The organism is Variovorax sp. PDC80, from assembly GCF_900115375.1.
In the GTDB taxonomy this organism is placed as follows: domain Bacteria; phylum Pseudomonadota; class Gammaproteobacteria; order Burkholderiales; family Burkholderiaceae_C; genus Variovorax.
Window position 1 is genome coordinate 195,656 of sequence record NZ_FOWG01000009.1, and the last position, 19,547, is coordinate 215,202.

The 19,547-nt window shown below is 70.2% G+C and carries 17 protein-coding genes; 15 read left to right on the top strand and 2 right to left on the bottom strand.

Going from position 1 to position 19,547, the window contains the following annotated elements; translation table 11 throughout:
- Window positions 1–29 precede the first annotated feature (29 nt).
- From BM109_RS25220 to BM109_RS25230, 3 genes are read left to right on the top strand one after another with little or no spacing between them, the layout of a single operon-like run.
- On the top strand, window positions 30–1,175 hold the full coding sequence (locus BM109_RS25220) for a DUF2827 domain-containing protein (protein WP_093348794.1): 1,146 nt from the start codon (window positions 30–32) through the stop codon (window positions 1,173–1,175).
- Window positions 1,172–2,302 (top strand): DUF2827 domain-containing protein, encoded by a 1,131-nt coding sequence (locus BM109_RS25225; protein ID WP_093348797.1) that lies wholly within the window; start codon window positions 1,172–1,174, stop codon window positions 2,300–2,302. Before BM109_RS25220 ends, BM109_RS25225 begins: the two co-directional genes overlap by 4 nt.
- 27 nt (window positions 2,303–2,329) lie before the next feature.
- Window positions 2,330–2,965, top strand: coding sequence for a hypothetical protein (locus BM109_RS25230; RefSeq protein WP_256222767.1), 636 nt, complete (start codon window positions 2,330–2,332; stop codon window positions 2,963–2,965).
- Window positions 2,966–2,981: 16 nt separating this feature from the next.
- Here BM109_RS25230 and BM109_RS25235 read toward each other — a convergent pair whose 3' ends face one another.
- A complete protein-coding gene (locus BM109_RS25235) occupies window positions 2,982–3,929 on the bottom strand; it encodes a MerR family transcriptional regulator (RefSeq protein WP_093348800.1) in 948 nt (315 codons plus the stop codon).
- Between the two features lie 168 nt (window positions 3,930–4,097).
- On the opposite strand from BM109_RS25235, the gene BM109_RS25240 reads away from it, so the two are divergent.
- Window positions 4,098–6,383 carry an acyl-CoA dehydrogenase gene (locus BM109_RS25240; RefSeq protein WP_093348802.1) on the top strand — a complete coding sequence of 762 codons (2,286 nt, stop codon included), beginning with the start codon at window positions 4,098–4,100 and terminating at the stop codon, window positions 6,381–6,383.
- On the opposite strand, the gene BM109_RS25245 is transcribed toward BM109_RS25240, so the two are convergent.
- Entirely contained in the window at window positions 6,271–7,134 is an 864-nt protein-coding gene (locus BM109_RS25245) for a helix-turn-helix domain-containing protein (RefSeq protein ID WP_093348805.1), read from the bottom strand. The genes BM109_RS25240 and BM109_RS25245 overlap by 113 nt on opposite strands.
- A gap of 139 nt (window positions 7,135–7,273) precedes the next feature.
- Between BM109_RS25245 and BM109_RS25250 the strand changes: the two genes are divergently transcribed.
- The 11 genes from BM109_RS25250 to BM109_RS25300 all read left to right on the top strand — a co-directional run bounded on the left by BM109_RS25250 (window position 7,274) and on the right by BM109_RS25300 (window position 19,532).
- The gene (locus tag BM109_RS25250) at window positions 7,274–7,699 is read left to right on the top strand and encodes a hypothetical protein (RefSeq protein ID WP_093348807.1); all 426 of its coding nucleotides are present in this window, start codon (window positions 7,274–7,276) and stop codon (window positions 7,697–7,699) included.
- A 192-nt stretch (window positions 7,700–7,891) separates the two neighbouring features.
- Window positions 7,892–10,768 carry an aconitate hydratase gene (locus tag BM109_RS25255; protein WP_093348810.1) on the top strand — a complete coding sequence of 959 codons (2,877 nt, stop codon included), beginning with the start codon at window positions 7,892–7,894 and terminating at the stop codon, window positions 10,766–10,768.
- 4 nt (window positions 10,769–10,772) lie between these two features.
- Complete coding sequence (locus BM109_RS25260; RefSeq protein ID WP_093348812.1) at window positions 10,773–11,234, top strand: metallophosphoesterase family protein; 462 nt, start codon at window positions 10,773–10,775, stop codon at window positions 11,232–11,234.
- Window positions 11,235–11,402: 168 nt separating this feature from the next.
- Window positions 11,403–12,236: an iron uptake transporter permease EfeU gene (efeU, locus tag BM109_RS25265; protein ID WP_093348815.1), complete on the top strand. Its 834-nt coding sequence runs from the start codon at window positions 11,403–11,405 to the stop codon at window positions 12,234–12,236.
- Window positions 12,237–12,245: 9 nt separating this feature from the next.
- Window positions 12,246–13,436 carry an iron uptake system protein EfeO gene (efeO, locus tag BM109_RS25270; RefSeq protein ID WP_093348817.1) on the top strand — a complete coding sequence of 397 codons (1,191 nt, stop codon included), beginning with the start codon at window positions 12,246–12,248 and terminating at the stop codon, window positions 13,434–13,436.
- Window positions 13,437–13,458: 22 nt separating this feature from the next.
- Entirely contained in the window at window positions 13,459–14,775 is a 1,317-nt protein-coding gene (gene efeB / locus BM109_RS25275; RefSeq protein WP_093348820.1) for an iron uptake transporter deferrochelatase/peroxidase subunit, read from the top strand.
- A gap of 52 nt (window positions 14,776–14,827) precedes the next feature.
- Entirely contained in the window at window positions 14,828–15,664 is an 837-nt protein-coding gene (efeO, locus tag BM109_RS25280; RefSeq protein ID WP_093348822.1) for an iron uptake system protein EfeO, read from the top strand.
- 153 nt (window positions 15,665–15,817) lie between these two features.
- The gene (locus tag BM109_RS25285; RefSeq protein WP_093348825.1) at window positions 15,818–16,144 is read left to right on the top strand and encodes a FeoA family protein; all 327 of its coding nucleotides are present in this window, start codon (window positions 15,818–15,820) and stop codon (window positions 16,142–16,144) included.
- Window positions 16,137–18,032: a ferrous iron transporter B gene (locus BM109_RS25290; RefSeq protein ID WP_093349278.1), complete on the top strand. Its 1,896-nt coding sequence runs from the start codon at window positions 16,137–16,139 to the stop codon at window positions 18,030–18,032. The genes BM109_RS25285 and BM109_RS25290 overlap by 8 nt, the downstream gene beginning before the upstream one ends.
- Window positions 18,033–18,057: 25 nt before the next feature.
- A complete protein-coding gene (locus BM109_RS25295) occupies window positions 18,058–18,342 on the top strand; it encodes a DUF6587 family protein (RefSeq protein ID WP_093348827.1) in 285 nt (94 codons plus the stop codon).
- Between the two features lie 5 nt (window positions 18,343–18,347).
- The gene (locus BM109_RS25300; RefSeq protein ID WP_093348830.1) at window positions 18,348–19,532 is read left to right on the top strand and encodes an FAD-dependent monooxygenase; all 1,185 of its coding nucleotides are present in this window, start codon (window positions 18,348–18,350) and stop codon (window positions 19,530–19,532) included.
- The last annotated feature ends 15 nt before the right edge of the window (window positions 19,533–19,547 follow it).

Below are 19,547 nucleotides of genomic sequence, written 5' to 3' on the forward strand. Positions count from 1 at the left end.
TTTCCTTTTTTGAGGGACACTCGCTGCCCATGCGCATCGGTATTTCAGTCCTCACCCACGCCGGCCAGAACATCTGGGAGAACGGCATGGGGCAGAACGTGCTGTTCCTGGCCCGGCTGCTGCAGCAGATCCCGTTCGTCGAGTCGGTCACGCTGATCGACGCGGGCGACCAGTCGGCGATGCCGCCGCAGGTCGACCTCGGGGCGCGCGGGCTCGCGATCGGCCGGGCGCGCGAGCTCACCGATGCGCTCGACGTGGTGTTCGAGATGGCGGGCGCGCTCGAGGTCTCGTGGCTGTCGTATTTCCGGGCCCGCGGCGGGCGCGTGGTGTTCCATTGCGTGGGCCAGCCCTTCGTGTCGCTGGCCGAGCCGATCCTCTTCTCCGACAAGGGCCACTTCAGCCGGCCCGACCGCTGCGACGAGGTCTGGCTGCTGCCCAAGGACCAGGCCTTCGCGCCGATGATGCGCGTCTACAACCGCTGCCCGGTGCACGTGGTGCCCTACCTCTGGTCCCCCGAGTTCCTCGCGCAGCGCGTGGCCGAGGTCGAGGCGGCGGGCTTCCGCTTCGGCTACGTGCCGCGCACGGCCGAGCAGCCGGGCTTCCGGGTGGCGATCTTCGAACCCAACATCTCGGTGGTGAAGGCCGGCACCCTGCCGATGCTGATCTGCGACGGCGCCTACCGCGCCGACCCGAAGGCGGTGAACTGGATGCATGCGCTCAACACGCTGCACATGAAGGACCACCCGACCATGCTCTACCTGGCGAACTCGCTCGACATCGTTCGCGAGCACAAGGCGATCTTCCATGGCCGGCACGACTTCGCGGGCTTCATGGTGCAGTACGCCGACGCGGTGGTGTCGCACCAGTGGCAGAACGACCAGAACTACAGCTACCTCGACGCGCTCTATGGCAACTACCCGCTGGTGCACAACTCGCCCTGGCTGCGCGACGCGGGCTACTACTACCCGGGCTTCGAGGTCGGCGCCGGCGTCGAGCAGCTGCTGAACGCGGCGCGCCATCACGACGCGCAACTCGGCGACTACAGGGCCCGCTCGCAGCGCGTGTTCGACGCGCTCGATCCGCTGGCGAGCGCCAACGTCGAGGGCTATGCGCAGCGGCTGCTGCAACTGGTGGGCGGCGATGCGAACTTCCGCGCCGGAGGCACCGCGCGATGAACGCCATGCCCGACAAGCTGCGCGTCGGCGTCTCGATCTTCATCCGCAAGGGCGAGCAGAGCCTGTGGGAGAACGGCGTCTACCAGAACTGCCTGTTTCTCGTGATGCTGCTGCTGCGCTCGCCGCGCGTGGCCAGCACGGTGCTCGTGGCCGGCGGCGGCGACGGCGCGCCGGCCGATGCGGCCGGCTTCCTGGCCGATTCGCCGGTGCCGATCATCGACATGGCAACCGCCGCGCAGGAACTCGACGTGATGATCGAGATGAGCGCGCAGCTCGGGCGCGACTGGGCCGTGGCCTTCCGCGAGCGCGGCGGCAAGATCGTGTCGATGCGCGTGGGCAACGACTACGTGATCGACATCGAGCGCATGATCTTCGACAAGCCGCATGGCCTGCTGCTGACGCTGGCGCCCTACAACGAGGTCTGGACGCTGCCCGAGTACGAGGCCACCTGCAAACCCTATTTCGAGGCCGCCTTCCGCACGCCGGTGCGCCTGATGCCGCACCTGTGGAGCCCGATGGTGCTCGAGCGCGCCCTGGCGCGCAGCGGTGGCGGCAAGCCCTTCGCCTACGAGCCCGGGCGCAGGCACTGGCGCGTGGCGATCTTCGAGCCCAACATCTGCATGGTGAAGACCAGCTTCATCCCGATGCTGGGCTGCGAGGCGGCGCACCGCGCGCAGCCCGACCTGATCGAGCGCCTGTGGGTGTACAACAGCTTCCACCTGCGCGAGAAGCCGCTGTTCGTCGGCTTCGCCCAGAGCCTGGACCTGGTGCAGCACGGGCTGGCCTCGTTCGAGGGGCGCTTCCCGGTCTACCAGGTGGTGCCGCCCAATGTCGACTGCGTGTTCGCGCACCATTGGGAGAACGGCCAGAACTACCTCTACTACGAGGCGCTGTACGGCGGCTATCCGCTGGTGCACAACTCGCACCTGATCGGCGACTGCGGCTACCGCTACCAGGGCTTCGACTGCGAGGATGGTGGCCGGGCGCTGCGGCGCGCCTTCTCCGAGCACGACGCCGACCTGCCCAACTACCGCGAGCGCGCGCGGGCGCTGCTCGAGCGGCTGGACCCCGAAGGCGAGGAGAACGTGCGCATCTACACCGCCGCGATCGAGGCGCTCTACGCCTGAGCGCGAACTCCCGAAGAACGTATGGCCATGACCCCGACCTCGCTTCCGATCCGCCGCCTGCTGCTGTGCGCCGCGGCCTGCACCCTGACGGCCACCGCCTTCGCGCAGGGCGTGCTCGTGCCCCAGGCACCGCCCGCGCCGCCGCAGGACACGCTCACGCGCGCGGCCGCCAGCGTGGGCGTCAAGCGCTGCCTGCCGGCGATCACGCGGCTGTCGTCGCTGACCGTGCAGGGCAGCCGCAGCCACGACGTGCTGCTCGACTGGGACCGCAAGCGCCCCGACAGCGGCCCGGTGTTCTCGCTGATCGGCATCGAGTTCCCGAATGCCGGCGTGGCGGGCTCGATCACCGCGATCCCCGACGACGGCGGCAGCTGCACCGTGGCGGCCGAGCGCATCTCGGTGGCGCCGTTCACTTGCGCGAGCATCGCCCAGCAGGAGCTGCCGAACTACCGCGCGACCAAGCTGCTGCCGGTCTACACGGTCTACACCGACGACAAGGAGCCGACCTCGTCGGTGTCGCTGATCGATTCGCCGCCGGGCTGCCTGGTGATCCGGCGCTATGTCGAATACGGCTGGCGCGATCCGGCGGCTGCGGCGGCCGCGCCGCAAGCGGCGCCCGCACCGGCGGCACCGGCCGCGCAGCAGGCGCCGAAGCGGCGCTGAGCCGCGCGCTTGCCGCTCAGGCCGCGGCGCCGAGCAGCGGCGTCATCGCCTCGTGGATCCAGCGCCACTCGGTGCCCTGCGCGGCGGCCGCGTCGGCATCCTCGCCGCGCAGCACGGCCATCAGTTCCTGATAGCGCGCCGAGCGCGCGTGGTGCTTGCGGTATTGCCCCAGTTGCCAGGCGAGAAAGTCCGCGTCGGGCGCGCGGCGCATGGCTTTTGCCGAGGCCGCGAGCCAGTCCTGCGCGATGGCCCGGCCGGTTTCCGACGCGGGCTCGGTGCGCGCGGCGATCGCGGCGCGCACGCGGGCCAGCGTGGCGTTGGCCGCTTGCGCATAGGCGGCAGGATCGAATTCGCCATTCCACATGCCGGCCGCTTCGGCGCGCATGCTCGCGATGAAGGCCGGGTCGCCGAGCATGGCGGCCAGCTCGGTCCAGGCGTCGATCTGCGCGGGCGTGGGTTCGGCCGGCAGTTCGGGCGTGGCGGCATCGACCATCTGGCGCTTCCAGTCGTCGCCCATGCGGGCTCCGGCGGCCACCTGGTCGTAGAAGTTCTCGATGGTCTGGCGAAGGCGGGTGTTCGAAAGGGTGGTCACGGTCCAGAGTCTCCGTAGCGAGGTTTCGGTGGGCTGCTTCTCGTCGGCCAGCGTCGCGCGCAGCACGGCGGCGATGCGGCGGCGGGAAGCGATTTCCGCCTCCAGGGCCTGGAGACGGATCGTCAGAACGTCGGTGAGCGACAGCCGATCCGACAGCGTCCGCCCGATGGTCTCGAGCCCGATGCCCGCGTCGCGCAGCGAACGGATCAGGTCCAGCCGCGCCACGTCGTCGTGGGTGTAGCCGCGGTAGTTGGCCTCGCTGCGCGCCGCGGGCGGCAGCAGGCCCGCATCCGAATAGAACCGGATGCGCCGCACCGACACGCCGCTGAGCTTGGCGATCTCGCCGATGGAAAGCAGTCGTTTGACGTTCATGGGCGGGTTGTAGCGTCTCCACCGGGTGGAGGGTCAAGCGTTGCGGAGCGCCGGGAATGCGAGCCCGTCTCCGACACGCGCGGTCGCCCTCGGCCGGCCGGGCCCGGGCCGCCCCGGTCGCACCATGGTCGAGCGCCGCGCGCCTGCCTCGCGGCGAAGGAGACACGCATGCCGCTGGCCTCGTTGATCGGCCGCTGGGCCATGAAGCCTTTCTCGAAGGCGTTGCCGCCACTGGGCGACACCGAACGCGCCGCGCTCGAAGCCGGCACTGTCGGTTTCGAAGGCCAGCTGTTCGCGGGCCGCCCCGATTTCGACGCGCTCGCCGCCTTCGGGCCCAACCGCCTGACCGAGCGCGAACAGGCCTTCATCGATCGCGAGGTGCGCACGCTGTGCGCGATGCTCGACGACCATGCGATCGACGAAGCGAAGGACCTGCCGCCCGAGGTATGGCGCTACCTGCGCGAAAAGCGCTTCTTCGGAATGATCATTCCCGAGGAGTTCGGTGGCCTCGGCTTCGGCCACCACGCTCATGCCACGGTGGTGGCGCGCATCGCCACCGTCAACGTCGCGACCGCGGTCACGGTGATGGTGCCCAACTCGCTCGGCCCGGCCGAGCTGCTGCTGCGCTACGGCACCGACGGCCAGAAGCAGCACTACCTGCCGCGCCTGGCCGATGGCCGCGAGCTGCCGTGCTTCGGCCTGACCTCGCCCTATGCGGGCTCCGATGCCGCCTCGATTCCCGACCGCGGCGTGTTGGTGGAGCGCGAGTTCGAGGGCCGGCCAACGCGCGGCTTCCTGGTCGACTTCGACAAGCGCTACATCACGCTGGCGCCCGTGGCCACCGTGGTCGGCCTGGCCTTCCACGCGGTCGACGAGAGCCGGCCCGAGGGCCAGCGCGATCTCGGCATCACCTGCGCGCTGATCCCGGTGCCGCACGCGGGCATGGAGATCGGCCGGCGTCATCGCCCGATGGACAGCGCCTTCATGAACGGCCCCATCCACGGTCGCCAGGTCTTCGTGCCGATGGACTGGGTGATCGGCGGCGAGCCGCAGGTCGGCCAGGGCTGGCGCATGCTGATGGAGTGCCTGGCCGCGGGCCGCGCCATCTCGCTGCCCGCGCTCGGCTCGGCGATGCAGCAGACCGCGCTGTTCGTGAGCAACGGCTATGGCCGCATCCGCGAGCAGTTCGGCCTGCCGGTAGGCAAGTTCCACGCGGTGGCGGGGCTGGTGGCCCAGATGTCGGCCGAGCTCTATGCGAGCGATGCCGCGCGCCGCTTCACCGCCTGCGCGCTCGATGCCGGCGAGCGGCCCAGCGTGGCGAGCGCGATCCTCAAGGTGCAGCTGACCGAGGCCGGCCGGCGCGCGGTCAACCACGGCATGGACATCCTCGGCGGCAAGGGCATCATCTCCGGCCCCTCGAACCTGCTGGGTGTGGCCTACCGGCAGGCACCGATCGCGATCACGGTGGAGGGCGCCAACATCCTCACGCGCGCGCTGATCGTGTTCGGCCAGGGCGCGGTGCGTTGCCATCCGCATGTGCTCGACGAGATGGCCGCGGTGCAGGCGAACGACGAGACCGCGCTCGGCAAGGCGCTGATGGCGCATGGCGGGCACGTGGCGCGCAACCTCTGGCACAGCCTGTTCGGCGCGCCGGTGCTGGGCCGCCCGCCCGAGGCGCTGGCGCCCGAGGCCCGGCTGATCGCGCGCATGAGCGCCAAGTACGCGCTCACCGCCGACCTCGCCATGGGCATGCTCGGCGGCAAGCTCAAGCGCATGGAACTGCTGTCGGCGCGGCTCGGCGACGTGCTGGCCCACCTGTACCTGGCAAGCGCCTGTGTGTGGCGCTACGGGGTGGAGGCGGCGCCCGAGATGCTGCCCTTCGCGCAGGCCGCGATCCGCGTGCAACTCGACCAGGCGGCGGCGATCCTGCACGACCTCTATGCCAACCTGCCCACGCCGGGCCGGCGCTTCATCGGCGCGCTGGTGCTGCGGCGCACGGCGCACCTGGCGCCGCTGCGCGACGTGCAGCTGCTGGCGCTGGCCGAGACGCTGCGCACCCGGCCCGACGTGGTCGAGCGGCTGGTGCCCGATCTCAGCGAACCCGCGGCCGGCGGCCTGCGCGACCTGATGAGCGCGCTGGAACTCGGCGACCGGCTCGGCGAGGAAACCGCGGCCCTCAACAAGGTGCTGCGGCGCACGAACTCGCTCGAGGCCGCGGCCCGCACGGCGGCCGATCCGGCGCTCGCGCTGGCCTATCTGCGCGCGGCCGACAAGGTGATCCAGGTCGACGACGTGCCGGGGCCGAAGGCGCGCGACGAAGACGAGGCGGGCGAGGGCGCGCTCAGCCCGCCGCGCCAGCCTGCGCCTTCGCCTGCGCAACCAGCGCCGGCAGGGCCGCCGCCGTCTGCGCATCGGCCGGAAAGAACGACTCCACCGCGAGTTCCTGCAACGTGATGTCCACCGGCGTGCCGAAGATGGTGGTGGTGCTGATGAAGCTCAGCACGCCGTTCGGCGTCACGAGCTGGAACGGCACCACCACGCCCGACAGCTCGCCGCCCGCGGGCGGGGTGTCGTGGCCGACGTGGGGCACGGGGTAGGCCGCGAGCTCGTCGTGCAGTTCGACCAGCACGCGGTCGCCGGTGGCAGCGATCTGCTGCTGCAGCCGCTCGAGCAGGTGGGCGCGCCATTGCGCGAGGTTGGCGATGCGCGAGGCCAGCCCGTCGGGCCGCAGGCTCAGGCGCAGCACGTTGACCGGCGGCGTCACCAGCTCGGCCGACGCGCCTTCCATCAACAGCGGCACCAGCGCGTTGTAGGCCACCAGGTTCCAGTGGCGGTCCACCGCCAGCGCGGGAAAGGGCTCGTGGCCCTTGAGCACCAGGTCGACCGCGCGGCGCGCCGAGGCCATGGCCGGGTCGTCGAGCGAACGCTGGCGGTACATGGGCGCGAAGCCCGCGGCCACCAGCAGCGCGTTGCGTTCGCGCAGCGGCACGTCCAGCCGCTCGGCCAGCCGCAGCACCATCTCGCGGCTGGGGGCGGCGCGGCCGGTTTCCACGTAGCTCAGGTGCCGGGTCGAGACCTCGGCCTCCTGTGCCAGGTCGAGCTGGCTCAGGCGGCGGTGCGTGCGCCAGTGCCGCAGGTGCACGCCGAAGGGATCGCGCGCGCCCGGCTGGCCGGGCTTCGTGGGGTGGGGGCGGGGGGTGTTCATGGGGCCGCATTCTGGCGCGCGGGCCGCGCATCGCCATGACCTGGCAGGTCATGGACGCTGTGCGCCGCTCCCGGAATCATCGACCCCAACGCAGCAGGACTGTTCTGCGGCGTACCACCCGAACCGAAGGAGAAACCTCATGACCGCACGTTCCACGCTCTTCGCCTCGCCGCGTTTCCTGCCCCGCGTGATGTGGGCCGACGCCGCCTCCTGCGCCGGTACCGGCGCGCTGCAGGTCGCTTTCACCGACACCCTGGCCCGCCTCACCGGTCTGCCGGCGGCGCTGCTGTTGGGCACCGGCGTGTTCCTGCTGGCCTATGCCGCCGCGGCCGCCTTCATGGCCAGCCGCGCCACCCCGCCGCGCACGCTGATCGGCGTGGTCATGCTCGGCAACCTGGGCTGGGCGGTGGCCTGCGCCGCCTTGCTGGCCGGCGGCCTGTTCCCGGTGAACGCGCTGGGCGTGGCCTGGGTGCTGGCGCAGGCGGTGTGCGTGCTGGTGCTGGCTGAACTGCAATGGAGCGGGCTGCGCGCGAGCCGGCCCGTGGCGCGGATGGCGCTGGCCTGAACGCCTTCCGCCCACGGACTGCCGAGGCGCCCCGCTAGGGCGCCTTTTTCATGGCCACGCGGGAGGCCTTTTTGTCAATGGCCGCCATGGCCTTTTGCCCCCGCCGATGCGATGCCTGACTACAGCAATTGACATTCATCCCTGCTAACCTTTGAGGCGCTTCACGAACACATTCCCCAAGGAGTCCCACACATGGCCAAAGCACCGGCTCACGCCTTTGCGTCCACCCTCAAGACCTTCAAGACCGCATCGGGCAAGGCCGGCAAGTACTGGTCCCTCAAGGAGCTGGCCAAGCAGCATCCGAGCGTCGATCGGCTGCCGGTGTCGATCCGCATCGTGCTCGAGTCGGTGCTGCGCAATTGCGACGGCCAGAAGGTGTCGGCCAAGCACGTCGAGGAACTGGCCCACTGGGCGCCGAACGCCGAGCGCACCGACGAGATCCCCTTCGTCGTGACCCGCGTGGTGCTGCAGGACTTCACCGGCGTGCCGCTGCTGGCCGACCTGGCCGCCATGCGCAGCGTGGCCGCCAAGCTCGGCAAGTCGCCCAAGACCATCGAGCCGCTGGTGCCGGTCGACCTGGTGGTCGACCACTCGGTGATGGTCGACTACTACGGCACGCCCAAGGCGCTCGACCTCAACATGAAGCTCGAGTTCCAGCGCAACAACGAGCGCTACCAGTTCATGAAGTGGGGCATGCAGGCCTTCGACACCTTCCGCGTCGTGCCGCCGGGCTTCGGCATCGTGCACCAGGTCAACCTCGAGTACTTCGCGCGCGGCGTCTATTCGAACCCGAACGACAAGGGCGACGTCCCGGTCTACTACCCCGACTCGCTGGTCGGCACCGACAGCCACACGACCATGATCAACGGCGTGGGCGTGGTCGGCTGGGGCGTGGGCGGCATCGAGGCCGAGGCCGCGATGCTGGGCCAGCCGGTCTACATGCTCACGCCCGACGTGGTGGGCTTCGAGCTCACCGGCAAGCTGCGCGAGGGCGTGACCGCCACCGACCTGGTGCTGTTCGTCACCGCGATCCTGCGCGCCGAGAAGGTGGTGGGCAAGTTCGTCGAGTTCTTCGGCCCGGGCGCCGCCTCGATCGCCGTGCCCGACCGCGCCACCATCGGCAACATGGCGCCCGAGTACGGCGCCACCATGGGCTTCTTCCCGGTCGACGAGATGACCGTCGCCTACTTCGAGGGCACGGGCCGCACCAAGGAGGAGGTCGAGCGCTTCGAGGCCTACTACAAGGCGCAGGGCCTGTTCGGCATGCCCAACCCCGGCGACATCGACTACACCAAGGTCGTGCGCCTCGACCTCGGCACCGTCTCGCCGAGCCTGGCCGGCCCGAAGCGGCCGCAGGACCGCATCGACCTGGGCCACCTGTCGACCAAGTTCTCCGAGCTCTACAGCAAGCCCAACGACGCCAACGGCTTCAACCAGCCGGCCGACAAGCTCAAGCTGCGCTACCCGCTCGCGCCGGCCGGCGCCGGCAACGACGAGGAGACCGCCGCGCCCGCGCCGGGCGCGCCGCGCGACCTGGTCGAGATGGTGGCCAACCGCACGACCAAGGCGGCCGCGCACGTGAGCGCCACCGCGCCGGCGGCGCCGTCCAAGTCCAAGGGCGAGGTGACCATCGGCAACGGCGACGTGCTGATCGCCGCCATCACCTCGTGCACCAACACCTCGAACCCGAGCGTGATGCTGGCCGCGGGCCTGTTGGCCAAGAAGGCGGTGGAAGCTGGCCTCTCGGTCAAGCCGCACGTCAAGACCTCGCTGGCGCCCGGCTCGCGCATCGTGACCGAGTACCTCGAGAAGGCCGGCCTGCTGCCCTACCTCGAGAAGCTGGGCTTCTACCTCGCGGGCTACGGCTGCACCACCTGCATCGGCAACGCGGGCGACCTCACGTCCGAGATCAACGAGATCATCACCAAGAACGACCTGATCGGCGCGGCCGTGCTCTCGGGCAACCGCAACTTCGAGGCGCGCATCCATCCGAACCTCAAGGCCAACTTCCTGGCCTCGCCGCCGCTGGTGGTGGCCTTCGCGATCGCGGGCAACGTGATGGTCGACCTGATGACCCAGCCGGTGGGCAAGGGCAAGGGCGGCAAGGACGTCTACCTCGGCGACATCTGGCCCACGCCGAAGGAGATCGACCAGAACCTGCGCTTCGCGATGAACGCCAAGTCGTTCCGCGCCAACTACGACAAGGTCAAGACCGATCCGGGCAAGTTCTGGAGCAGCATCAAGGGCACCACGGGCCAGGTCTACGACTGGCCCACCTCGACCTACATTGCCGAGCCGCCGTTCTTCGAGGGCTTCAAGATGAAGCCGCATGCCTCGGACGCGGGCTTCAAGGGCGCGCGCATCATGGCGCTGTTCGGCGACTCGATCACCACCGACCACATCTCGCCGGCCGGCTCGATCAAGGAAAGCTCGCCCGCGGGCATCTGGCTCAAGGCGCACGGCGTGCCCAAGGCCGACTTCAACAGCTACGGCTCGCGCCGCGGCAACCACGACGTGATGATGCGCGGCACCTTCGCCAACGTGCGCATCAAGAACCTGATGATTCCGCCGGACGCCAACGGCACGCAGGAAGAGGGCGGCGTCACGCTGTTCCAGCCCGGCAACGAGAAGATGTTCATCTACGACGCGGCCATGAAGTACATCGCCCAGGGCACGCCCACGGTGGTGTTCGGCGGCGAGGAGTACGGCACCGGCTCGTCGCGCGACTGGGCCGCCAAGGGCACGCAGCTGCTGGGCATCAAGGCCGTGGTGGCGCGCAGCTTCGAGCGCATCCACCGCGCCAACCTGGTCGGCATGGGCGTGCTGCCGCTGCAGTTCCGCGGCGCCGATTCCTGGCAGACCCTGGGCCTCACGGGCGACGAGCAGATCGACGTGGTGATCGGCGGCGAGCTCAAGCCGCAGATGGACGTGAAGCTGGTCGTGCACCGCCCCGACGGCACGCACCAGGAGGTGACGGTGCGCCTGCGCATCGACACGCCGATCGAGGTCGACTACTACAAGCACGGCGGCATCCTGCCGTTCGTGCTGCGGCAGTTGCTGGCCGCCTGATTCGGTGACGCGCGTCGGACTGATCTCCGACACCCACGGCCTGCTGCGCCCGCAGGCCGTGGCGGCCCTGCAGGGCTGCGACTTCATCGTGCATGGCGGCGACATCGGCAGTCCCGCCATCCTCGACGCCCTGCGCGCGATCGCGCCGCTGACGGTGGTGCGCGGCAACAACGACCGCGAGGCCTGGGCCGAGGGCATTGCCGAGAACGAGCGCGTGGCCTTCGGCGGCGTGCATCTCTATGCCATTCACGATCTCGCGCAACTGCCCATCGACCCGGCCGCGGCCGGCGTGCGCGTGGTGGTCTCGGGCCATTCGCACAAGCCCAGGATCGAGGAACGCGGCGGCGTGCTCTACGTGAACCCGGGCAGCGCGGGGCCGCGACGCTTCAGCCTGCCGATCGCCGTTGCCGAGCTGCGGATCGAGGGCGGCGCGGTCGACGCGCGCATCGTCGAACTGGCGGTCTGACCCCGCCTGTCACAGGGCTTTCATTACCATTCGGTAAGAAAAGCCCATCAGATGAGAATGGTTCTTGTTTGATGGGTTATCCTCGTCCGCTCCTCCGGGGAGCCGACATGCAGCGCCGCTGATCGCGCCGGTTCCGGAGGGCTCCTCTTGCCCTGATTTCCGAAGCCGATGCTCATCCCCTTTCTCATCATGCTGCGCGAAGGCATCGAAGCCGCGCTGATCGTCGGCATCGTCGCCAGTTACCTCAAGCAGAGCGGGCGCGGCGCGCTGATGCCCGCGGTGTGGGTCGGCGTGCTGCTGGCCACCGCGCTGTCGCTGTTCGCGGGCGCCGGGCTGCAACTGCTCGCGGCCGAATTCCCGCAGAAGCAGCAGGAGCTGTTCGAGGGCGTGGTCGGGCTGATCGCGGTGGTGATGCTGACCTCGATGGTGTTCTGGATGCGCAAGGCCGCGCGCTCGATCAAGGGCGAGCTGCAGGCCTCGATCGACCAGGCGCTCGCCAAGGGCTCGGACGGCCAGGGCTGGGCGCTGATCGGCATGGTGTTCCTCGCGGTCGCGCGCGAAGGCCTGGAGTCGGTGTTCTTCCTGCTCGCGATCTTCCAGCAGAGCAGCGGCTGGGAAGCACCGGTTGGCGCGCTTGCCGGCATCGCGGTGTCGGTGGTGGTCGGCTACGGCCTCTACTCGGGCGGCGTGCGGCTCGACCTGCGGCGCTTCTTCCGCTTCACCGGCCTGTTCATCCTGCTGGTGGCCGCGGGCCTGCTGGCCGGCGTGCTGCGCAAGCTGCACGAGGGCGGCGTCTGGAACCACCTGCAGACGGTGGTCTTCGACATGAGCGAGACCCTGCCGATGGACAGCCCGCTGGGCGCCGTGCTGTCGGGCCTGCTCGGCTACCAGGCCGCGCCAGTGGTGGGCGAGGTCGTCGTCTACCTGGCCTTCCTGGCCGTCGCCCTGTTCTTCTTCCTGCGTCCGGCCGTGCCGGCGCCGCGCGCGGCTGCGGCCGGCTGAAACCCCTCGATGTCCTCTTCCTCTCCCGAACCCAAGGCACCTTCCTCCCACCTGATGCGCGCGGCGGTCGCCGCGTCGGCCCTGCTGGCGCTCGCCGGCCTCGCGGCCTTCTGGTATGCCTCCAACCATGCGCGCCAGGCGCCGCCGAAGGCCGCCGACAACGCGGTCACCGTCACGATCCGCGGCAATGTCTGCGAGCCCAACGAGATCACGGTGCCGGCCGGGCGCACCACCTTCACCATCGTCAACCAGTCGAACCGCGCGCTCGAGTGGGAGATCCTCGACGGCGTGATGGTGGTGGAGGAGCGCGAGAACATCGCGCCAGGCTTCTCGCAGACCATGACGGTGAAGCTGCAGCCCGGCGATTTCGCGATCACCTGCGGCCTGCTGAGCAACCCGCGCGGCAAGCTGCGCGTGACGCCCTCGGCCGCCTCCGAGGCCGAGGCGGCGCGGCCCTCGCTGGTCAACTACGTGGGCGCGCTGGCGGAGTACCAGACCTTCCTGCGCCTGGAGGCCGGCACGCTCGAGGACGCGGTGCGCGCGCTGTCCGACGCGGTCCAGGCCGGCGACCTGCAGCAGGCGAGGGCGCTCTACGCGCCCGCCCACCAGGCCTACAAGCGCATCGAGCCGATGGCCGAACTGTTCGCCGACCTCGACACGCGCATCAACGCGCGCGCCGACTACTTCGAGAAGCGCGAGGCCGATGCCGGCTTCACGGGCTTCCACCGCATCGAGTACGCGCTGTATGGCCAGAACGACCTGAAACTCCTGGCTCCCGTGGTGGCGCAGTTGATCGCCGACATCGGCGTGCTCAAGGAACGGCTGCGCGGCCTGAACATGCCACCCGAGCGGCTCGCGAGCTCGGCCTCGAAGCTGCTGCGCCGCGTGGCCGACAACCTGCCCGCGGGCGGCGAGGACCACTACGGCCATGCCGAACTCGCGAACCTGCAGGGCAGCTATGAAGGCACGAAGAAGATCGCCGACCTGCTGCAGCCGCTGCTGGTGAAGGCCGCGCCCGCGCTGCAGAAGAGCCTGGACGAACGCTTCGCCGCCTTCGATGCCGCGCTCGCGCCGTATCGCGAAGGCGAGGGCTTCAAGCCCGCGCCGCTCGACGAGGCGCAGCGCAAGGCCCTGGCCGAGCCCGTGCGCGCGCTGGCCGAGGAACTGGCCAAGGTGAATGCCGCGCTCGGCCTGGAATGAGGCTATTGCCGACCGACCTCTCATGACAACGAAGAACGAATCCCTCCCCACCGACGGGCCACCCGCCTCCCCGCACCGCCGCCGGATGCTCGGCGCGGCCGGTGCCGCCTTCGCCGGACTGGCCGCGGCCGCGCATGCCGCCGCGCCCTCGGGCCCGCCCAACGGGCCCGATGCCGGCGCCCAGGTCACCGACGCGCCGCAGAGCACCCACACGCAGGACCGCGTGCCCTTCCGCGGCAAGCACCAGGCCGGCATCGTCACGCCGCGGCCGACGGCCGGCATGATCGCCTCGTTCTACGTGCTGGCCGAGAACCGCGCCGACCTCGAGCGCCTGTTCCGCACGCTGACCGAGCGCATCGCCTTCCTCACGCAGGGCGGTCCGCAGACCGATCCCGATCCCAAGCTGCCGCCCGCGGGCTCGGGCATCCTCGGACCGGTGGTGCAGCCCGACGGGCTCACCGTCACCGTCTCGGTCGGCACCTCGCTGTTCGACGAGCGCTTTGGCCTTGCCGCGAAGAAGCCCAAGCGGCTGAACCAGATGCAGCGCCATCCGAACGACGCGCTCGATGCCGCGCTGTGCCATGGCGACCTGTCGATCCAGTTCTGCGCCAACACGCCCGACACCAACATCCACGCGCTGCGCGACATCATCAAGAACACGCCCGACCTGCTGGTGCTGCACTGGAAGCAGGAGGGCACGGTGCCGCCGATCCCGGCCGTGCCCGGCAAGCCGGCCGAGAGCGCGCGCAACTTCCTCGGTTTTCGCGACGGCTCGGCCAACCCCGACTCGGCCGACGACACGCTGATGGACCGCATCGTCTGGGTGCCGCCCGGCGGCGACGAGCCGGCCTGGGCCGTGGGCGGCAGCTACCAGGCGGTGCGCATCATCCGCAACTTCGTCGAGCGCTGGGACCGCACGCCGCTGCAGGAGCAGGAGGCCATCATGGGCCGGCTCAAGCCCACGGGCGCGCCGATGGACGGCGGCAGGACCGAGCACGACGTGCCCGACTACGCGAAGGACCCCGAGGGCAAGACCACGCCGCTCGACGCGCACATCCGGCTGGCCAATCCGCGCACCAGGGCGTCCGACAAGAACCTCATGCTGCGACGGCCCTTCAACTATTCGAACGGCGTCACCAAGTCGGGCCAGCTCGAGATGGGCCTCTTGTTCATCTGCTACCAGGCCAACCTCGAGGACGGCTTCATCGCGGTGCAGACGCGCCTCGACGGCGAGCCGCTCGAGGAATACATCCGGCCCATCGGCGGCGGCTTCTTCTTCACGCTGCCGGGCGTGCGCGACGAGGCCGACTGGCTCGGCCGCAGCCTGATGGCGGCCTGAGCGCGCCGCGCGCCACCCAGTTTTTTCACCACCCTCAGAACCAAGGAGATCCATGACCGTGCAGTTCCGCCGTCGCTTCCTCGCCACCTTCCTCGCAGGCATCGCCGGCCTCTACGCCGCCGGCGCGCAGGCCGCCGTGTCGCCGCTCGAGCTGGTCGGCCCGATCTCCGACTACAAGATCTACGTCGCCGAGAACGTGCGCAAGCTGGCCGCGGACACCCGTGCCTTCACCGCCGCGGTGAAGGCCGGCGACATCGAGAAGGCGAAGAAGCTGTACGCGCCGACGCGCACGAGCTACGAGCGCATCGAGCCGGTGGCCGAGCTGTTCAACGACCTCGACAAGTCCATCGACTCGCGCGCCGACGACCACGAGAAGGCCGAGAAGGACCCGGCCTTCGGCGGCTTCCACCGCATCGAGTACGGCCTGTGGGTGCAGAAGAGCACGAAGGAGCTGAACCCCGTGGCCGACAAGCTGCTGGCCGACGTGCTCGAGCTGCAGAAGCGCCTGGGCGCGCTGACCTTCCCGCCCGAGAAGGTGGTGGGCGGCGCCGCCGTGCTGATGGAGGAGGTCGCGGCCACCAAGATCTCGGGCGAGGAGAACCGCTACAGCCACACCGACCTGTGGGACTTCCAGTCCAACTTCGAGGGCGCCTTCAAGATCGTCGAGCTGCTGCGCCCGCTGGTGGTGAAGGAGAACAAGGCCTTCTCGGACAAGACCGACGCCAACTTCAAGGTGGTGTTCGACACGCTCGCCAAGTACCGCACGCCCGACGGCGGCTTCGAGACCTATTCGAAGCTCAGCGAGCGCGACCGCAAGCTGCTGGCCGGGCGGGTCAACACGCTGGCCGAGGACCTGTCGAAGCTGCGCGGCATGCTCGGCCTGAACTGACCCTCGATCCCCGGTCCTGCCGGGGTCGAAACGCACCGGCGCGGGGCGCGATCGTCGGATTTGTGGGGTCTTGGTCAGGTTTACGCGATTGAGAATTGATAGCATCCTGGTTTTGCTAACTGGCGCTCCCGGGGTTCCGAGCGCACTCCCACCGTGCAAACCAACAACATCGCCGCCCAGGCGGCCACTGCGCCGGCCGCCGCGGGCCTGCGTCTCGACCAGCTTCCCGATCATCAGTGGGCCACCGTGCTCGACGTCGCCCGCCCCGAAGGCGCGGAGGACCGCGAACTGGTGCTGCGCCTGACCGAGATCGGCTTCGTGCCGGGCGAGTCGGTGCGCATCGTCGCCAGCGGCATGCCGGGCCGCGAGCCGATCGCGGTGCGGCTGGGCCACACCACCTTCGCGCTGCGCCGCCACGAGGCCGCGCTGATCCACGTGGCGCCGGGCGCCGAGGTGGCCGGAGGTGCGCGCCATGGTTGAAGCCGTGATCCAGGGCCCGGGCGGTTTCGCCGCCACCGGCCAGCCCAACCGCATCGCGCTGCTGGGCAATCCCAACTGCGGCAAGACCGCGCTGTTCAACCTGCTGACCGGCAGCCGCCAGAAGGTCGCGAACTACGCGGGCGTGACCGTCGAGCGCAAGGAAGGCAGCTTGCGCACGCCCGCGGGCCGGCGCGTGTTCGTGCTCGACCTGCCGGGCGCCTACAGCCTTAACGCGCTGTCGGCCGACGAGGCCGTCACGCGCGACGTCGTCACCGGCCAGAGCCAGGAGGCGCTGCCCGACCTGCTGGTCTGCGTGACCGACGCCACCAACCTGCGCCTGAACCTGCGCCTGGTGCTCGACGCCAAGAAGCTCGGCCTGCCGATGGTGGTTGCGCTCAACATGACCGACATGGCGCGCAAGCAGGGCATCGCGGTCGACACGGCCGTGCTTTCGCGCGAACTCGGCCTGCCGGTGATCGAGACCGTGGGCGTGCAGTCCGGTGGCGCCAAGGAATTGCTGGCCGTGCTCGACACCCCCGTGGCCGCGGCCACGCCTCAGCCCTGGCATGCGCCGGGCCTCGACGACGTGCTCGCCACCCAGCGCGAGGTGCGCCGCATCCTCGGCCTGGCGGTGAAGGAGCCCGCGAGCAGCCTGGTCACCAGCGACCGCATCGACCGCATCGTGATGCACCCGGTCTGGGGCATGCTGGTGCTCGCGGTCACCATGTTCCTAATGTTCCAGGCCGTGTTCAGCTGGGCCAACGTGCCGATGGACGCCATCAAGGCCGCCACCGAGGGCCTGGGCGAACTGCTCAAGGCCCACATGCCCGAGGGCATGCTGCAGAGCCTGCTGGTCGACGGCGTGATCGCGGGCGTGGGCGGCGTGATCGTCTTCCTGCCGCAGATCCTGATCCTGTTCCTGTTCATCCTGGCGCTCGAGGATTCCGGCTACCTGCCGCGCGCTGCCTTCCTGCTCGACCGCGTGATGGGCACCGTGGGACTGTCGGGCCGCTCGTTCATCCCGCTGCTGTCGAGCTTCGCCTGCGCCATCCCGGGCGTGATGGCCACGCGCACCATCAGCAACTGGCGCGACCGCATCACCACCATCATGATCGCGCCGCTGATGACCTGTTCGGCGCGGCTGCCGGTCTATGCGCTGCTGATCGCGGCCTTCATCCCGGCGCGCACCGTGGCCGGCGTGTTCAACCTGCAGGGCGTGGTGCTGTTCGCGCTCTACGTCTTCGGCATCGTCTCGGCGATGCTGGTGGCCTGGGTCATGAAGCGCTTCCGCGACAACACCCAGCGCTCGTCGCTGATGATGGAACTGCCGGCCTACCGCTGGCCCAATCCGCGCAACCTGCTGCTGGGTCTGTACGAGCGTGCATGGATCTTCATCCAGCGCGTGGGCACGATCATCCTCACGCTGACCATCCTGCTGTGGTTCCTCTCGACCTTCCCGTCGCCGCCCGAGGGCGCAACCGGACCGGCGATCCAGTACAGCCTGGCCGGCATGATCGGCCGCGGCCTCGAGCACATCTTCGCGCCCATCGGCTTCAACTGGCAGATCTCGATCGCGCTGGTGCCGGGCATGGCCGCGCGCGAAGTCGCGGTGGGCGCGCTGGGCACGGTCTACGCGCTCTCGGCCACCGGCGACGACGTGGCCGGCGCGCTCGAGCCGCTGATCGCCGGCAGCTGGTCGCTGGCGACCGCGCTGTCGCTGCTGGTCTGGTACGTGTTCGCGCCGCAATGCATCTCGACCCTGGCCACGGTCAAGCGCGAGACCGGCCAGTGGAAGTACGTGTGGATCATGGCGGGCTACCTGTTCGCGCTGGCCTACATCGCGTGCTTCATCACCTACCACGTTGCGGTGGCTCTCGGGGCGGGGTAAAACCGCCCCTGAAAGGCTAGCTTCCATGGCACAAGAACTGATCGTCGGATTGATCGTCGCGAGCGCCGCGTTCTACGCGGTCTGGCGCTGGATGCCCGCGGGCTGGCGGCGCAGCGCCGCGCGCAAGGTCGCCACCGGCACGCAGCGCGCCGGCCTCGTCGATGCCGAGCGCGCCGAGCAACTGGCGGCCTCGCTCGCCAAGACCTCGGGCTGCGGCTCGTGCGACAGCTGCAACAGCTGCGGTCCCAAATCCCCCCAGAACCCGGCGTCCCCGGCTTCCTCCTCCGCCTCTTCGTCCTCCGCGCGCTGAGGCCGATGCCCGCGCACATCCTCGTCGCCGGCGGCGGCATCGGGGGGCTGGCCACCGCATTGGCGCTGGCCGGCGGCGGCCATCGCGTCGACGTGTTCGAGCAGGCCGCCGCCTTCGGCGACATCGGCGCCGGCGTGCAGCTCGGCCCCAACGTCACGCGGCGCCTGTCGCAGCTCGGCCTCGAAAACTCCCTCGCCCGGGTCGCCGCGCAGCCCGAAGCGCTGGTGGTGCGCAGCGCCGGCAGCGGTGCCGAGATCGGCCGGCTCGCGCTCGGCGCCGCCATGCGTGAACGCTACGGCGCCCCCTACCTCTGCATCCACCGCGCCGACCTGCATGGGCTGCTGCTCGAGGCCGTGCGCGCGCGCGGCACCGGCGCGCTCGTGACCGCCGCGCAGATCGAGCGCGTGGAGCTCAGCGACGAGCTCGTGTGCGTGTCGAGCAGCGACGCGCGCGCCTGGGAGGGCGAGGCGGTGGTCGGTGCCGACGGCCTCTGGAGCGTGGTGCGGCGGCGCCTCGATGCGGCCACGGCCGACCGGCCGCCGCGCATCACCGGCCACACCGCGTGGCGCGCGCTCGCGCGGCAGGACGCGCTGCCGCCCGCGCTGCGCCGCAGCGGGGTCGACGTGTGGCTCGGGCCGCAACTGCATGCGGTGGCCTATCCGGTGCGTGCCGGCGAATGGCTCAACGTGGTGGTCATCGCCGAGTCGGCGCCGGCCGGCAATGCGCATGACTGGGACCAGGCCAGCGGCCTCGCGGCGCTGCAGGCCGCCACGGGCCGCACGGGCGCTTCGTTGCAGGCGCTGCTCGAGGCCATGCCCGGCTGGCGCGCCTGGACCCTGAGCGATCGCCCGCCGCTGGCCTCGGCCGCCGAGATGGCGCACGAGCGGCTGGCGCTGGTGGGCGATGCCGCGCATCCGATGGTGCCGTACCTCGCGCAGGGCGCGGGCATGGCGATCGAGGATGCGGTGGCGCTGTCGGAGGCCTTGGGCGATGGCGGCGCCGCTGCCGTGCCCGCCGCCTTCGCGCGCTACGCGGCCGCGCGCTGGCAGCGCAATGCGCAGGTGCAGGCGAAGGCACGGCGCAACGGGCAGATCTTCCATGCCAGCGGGCTGGTGCGGCTGGGCCGCGACCTCGCGATGCGCGCGCTCGGCGAGCGGCTGCTCGACCAGCCCTGGCTGTACGGCGGCTAGCTCCCTGAGAGTTCT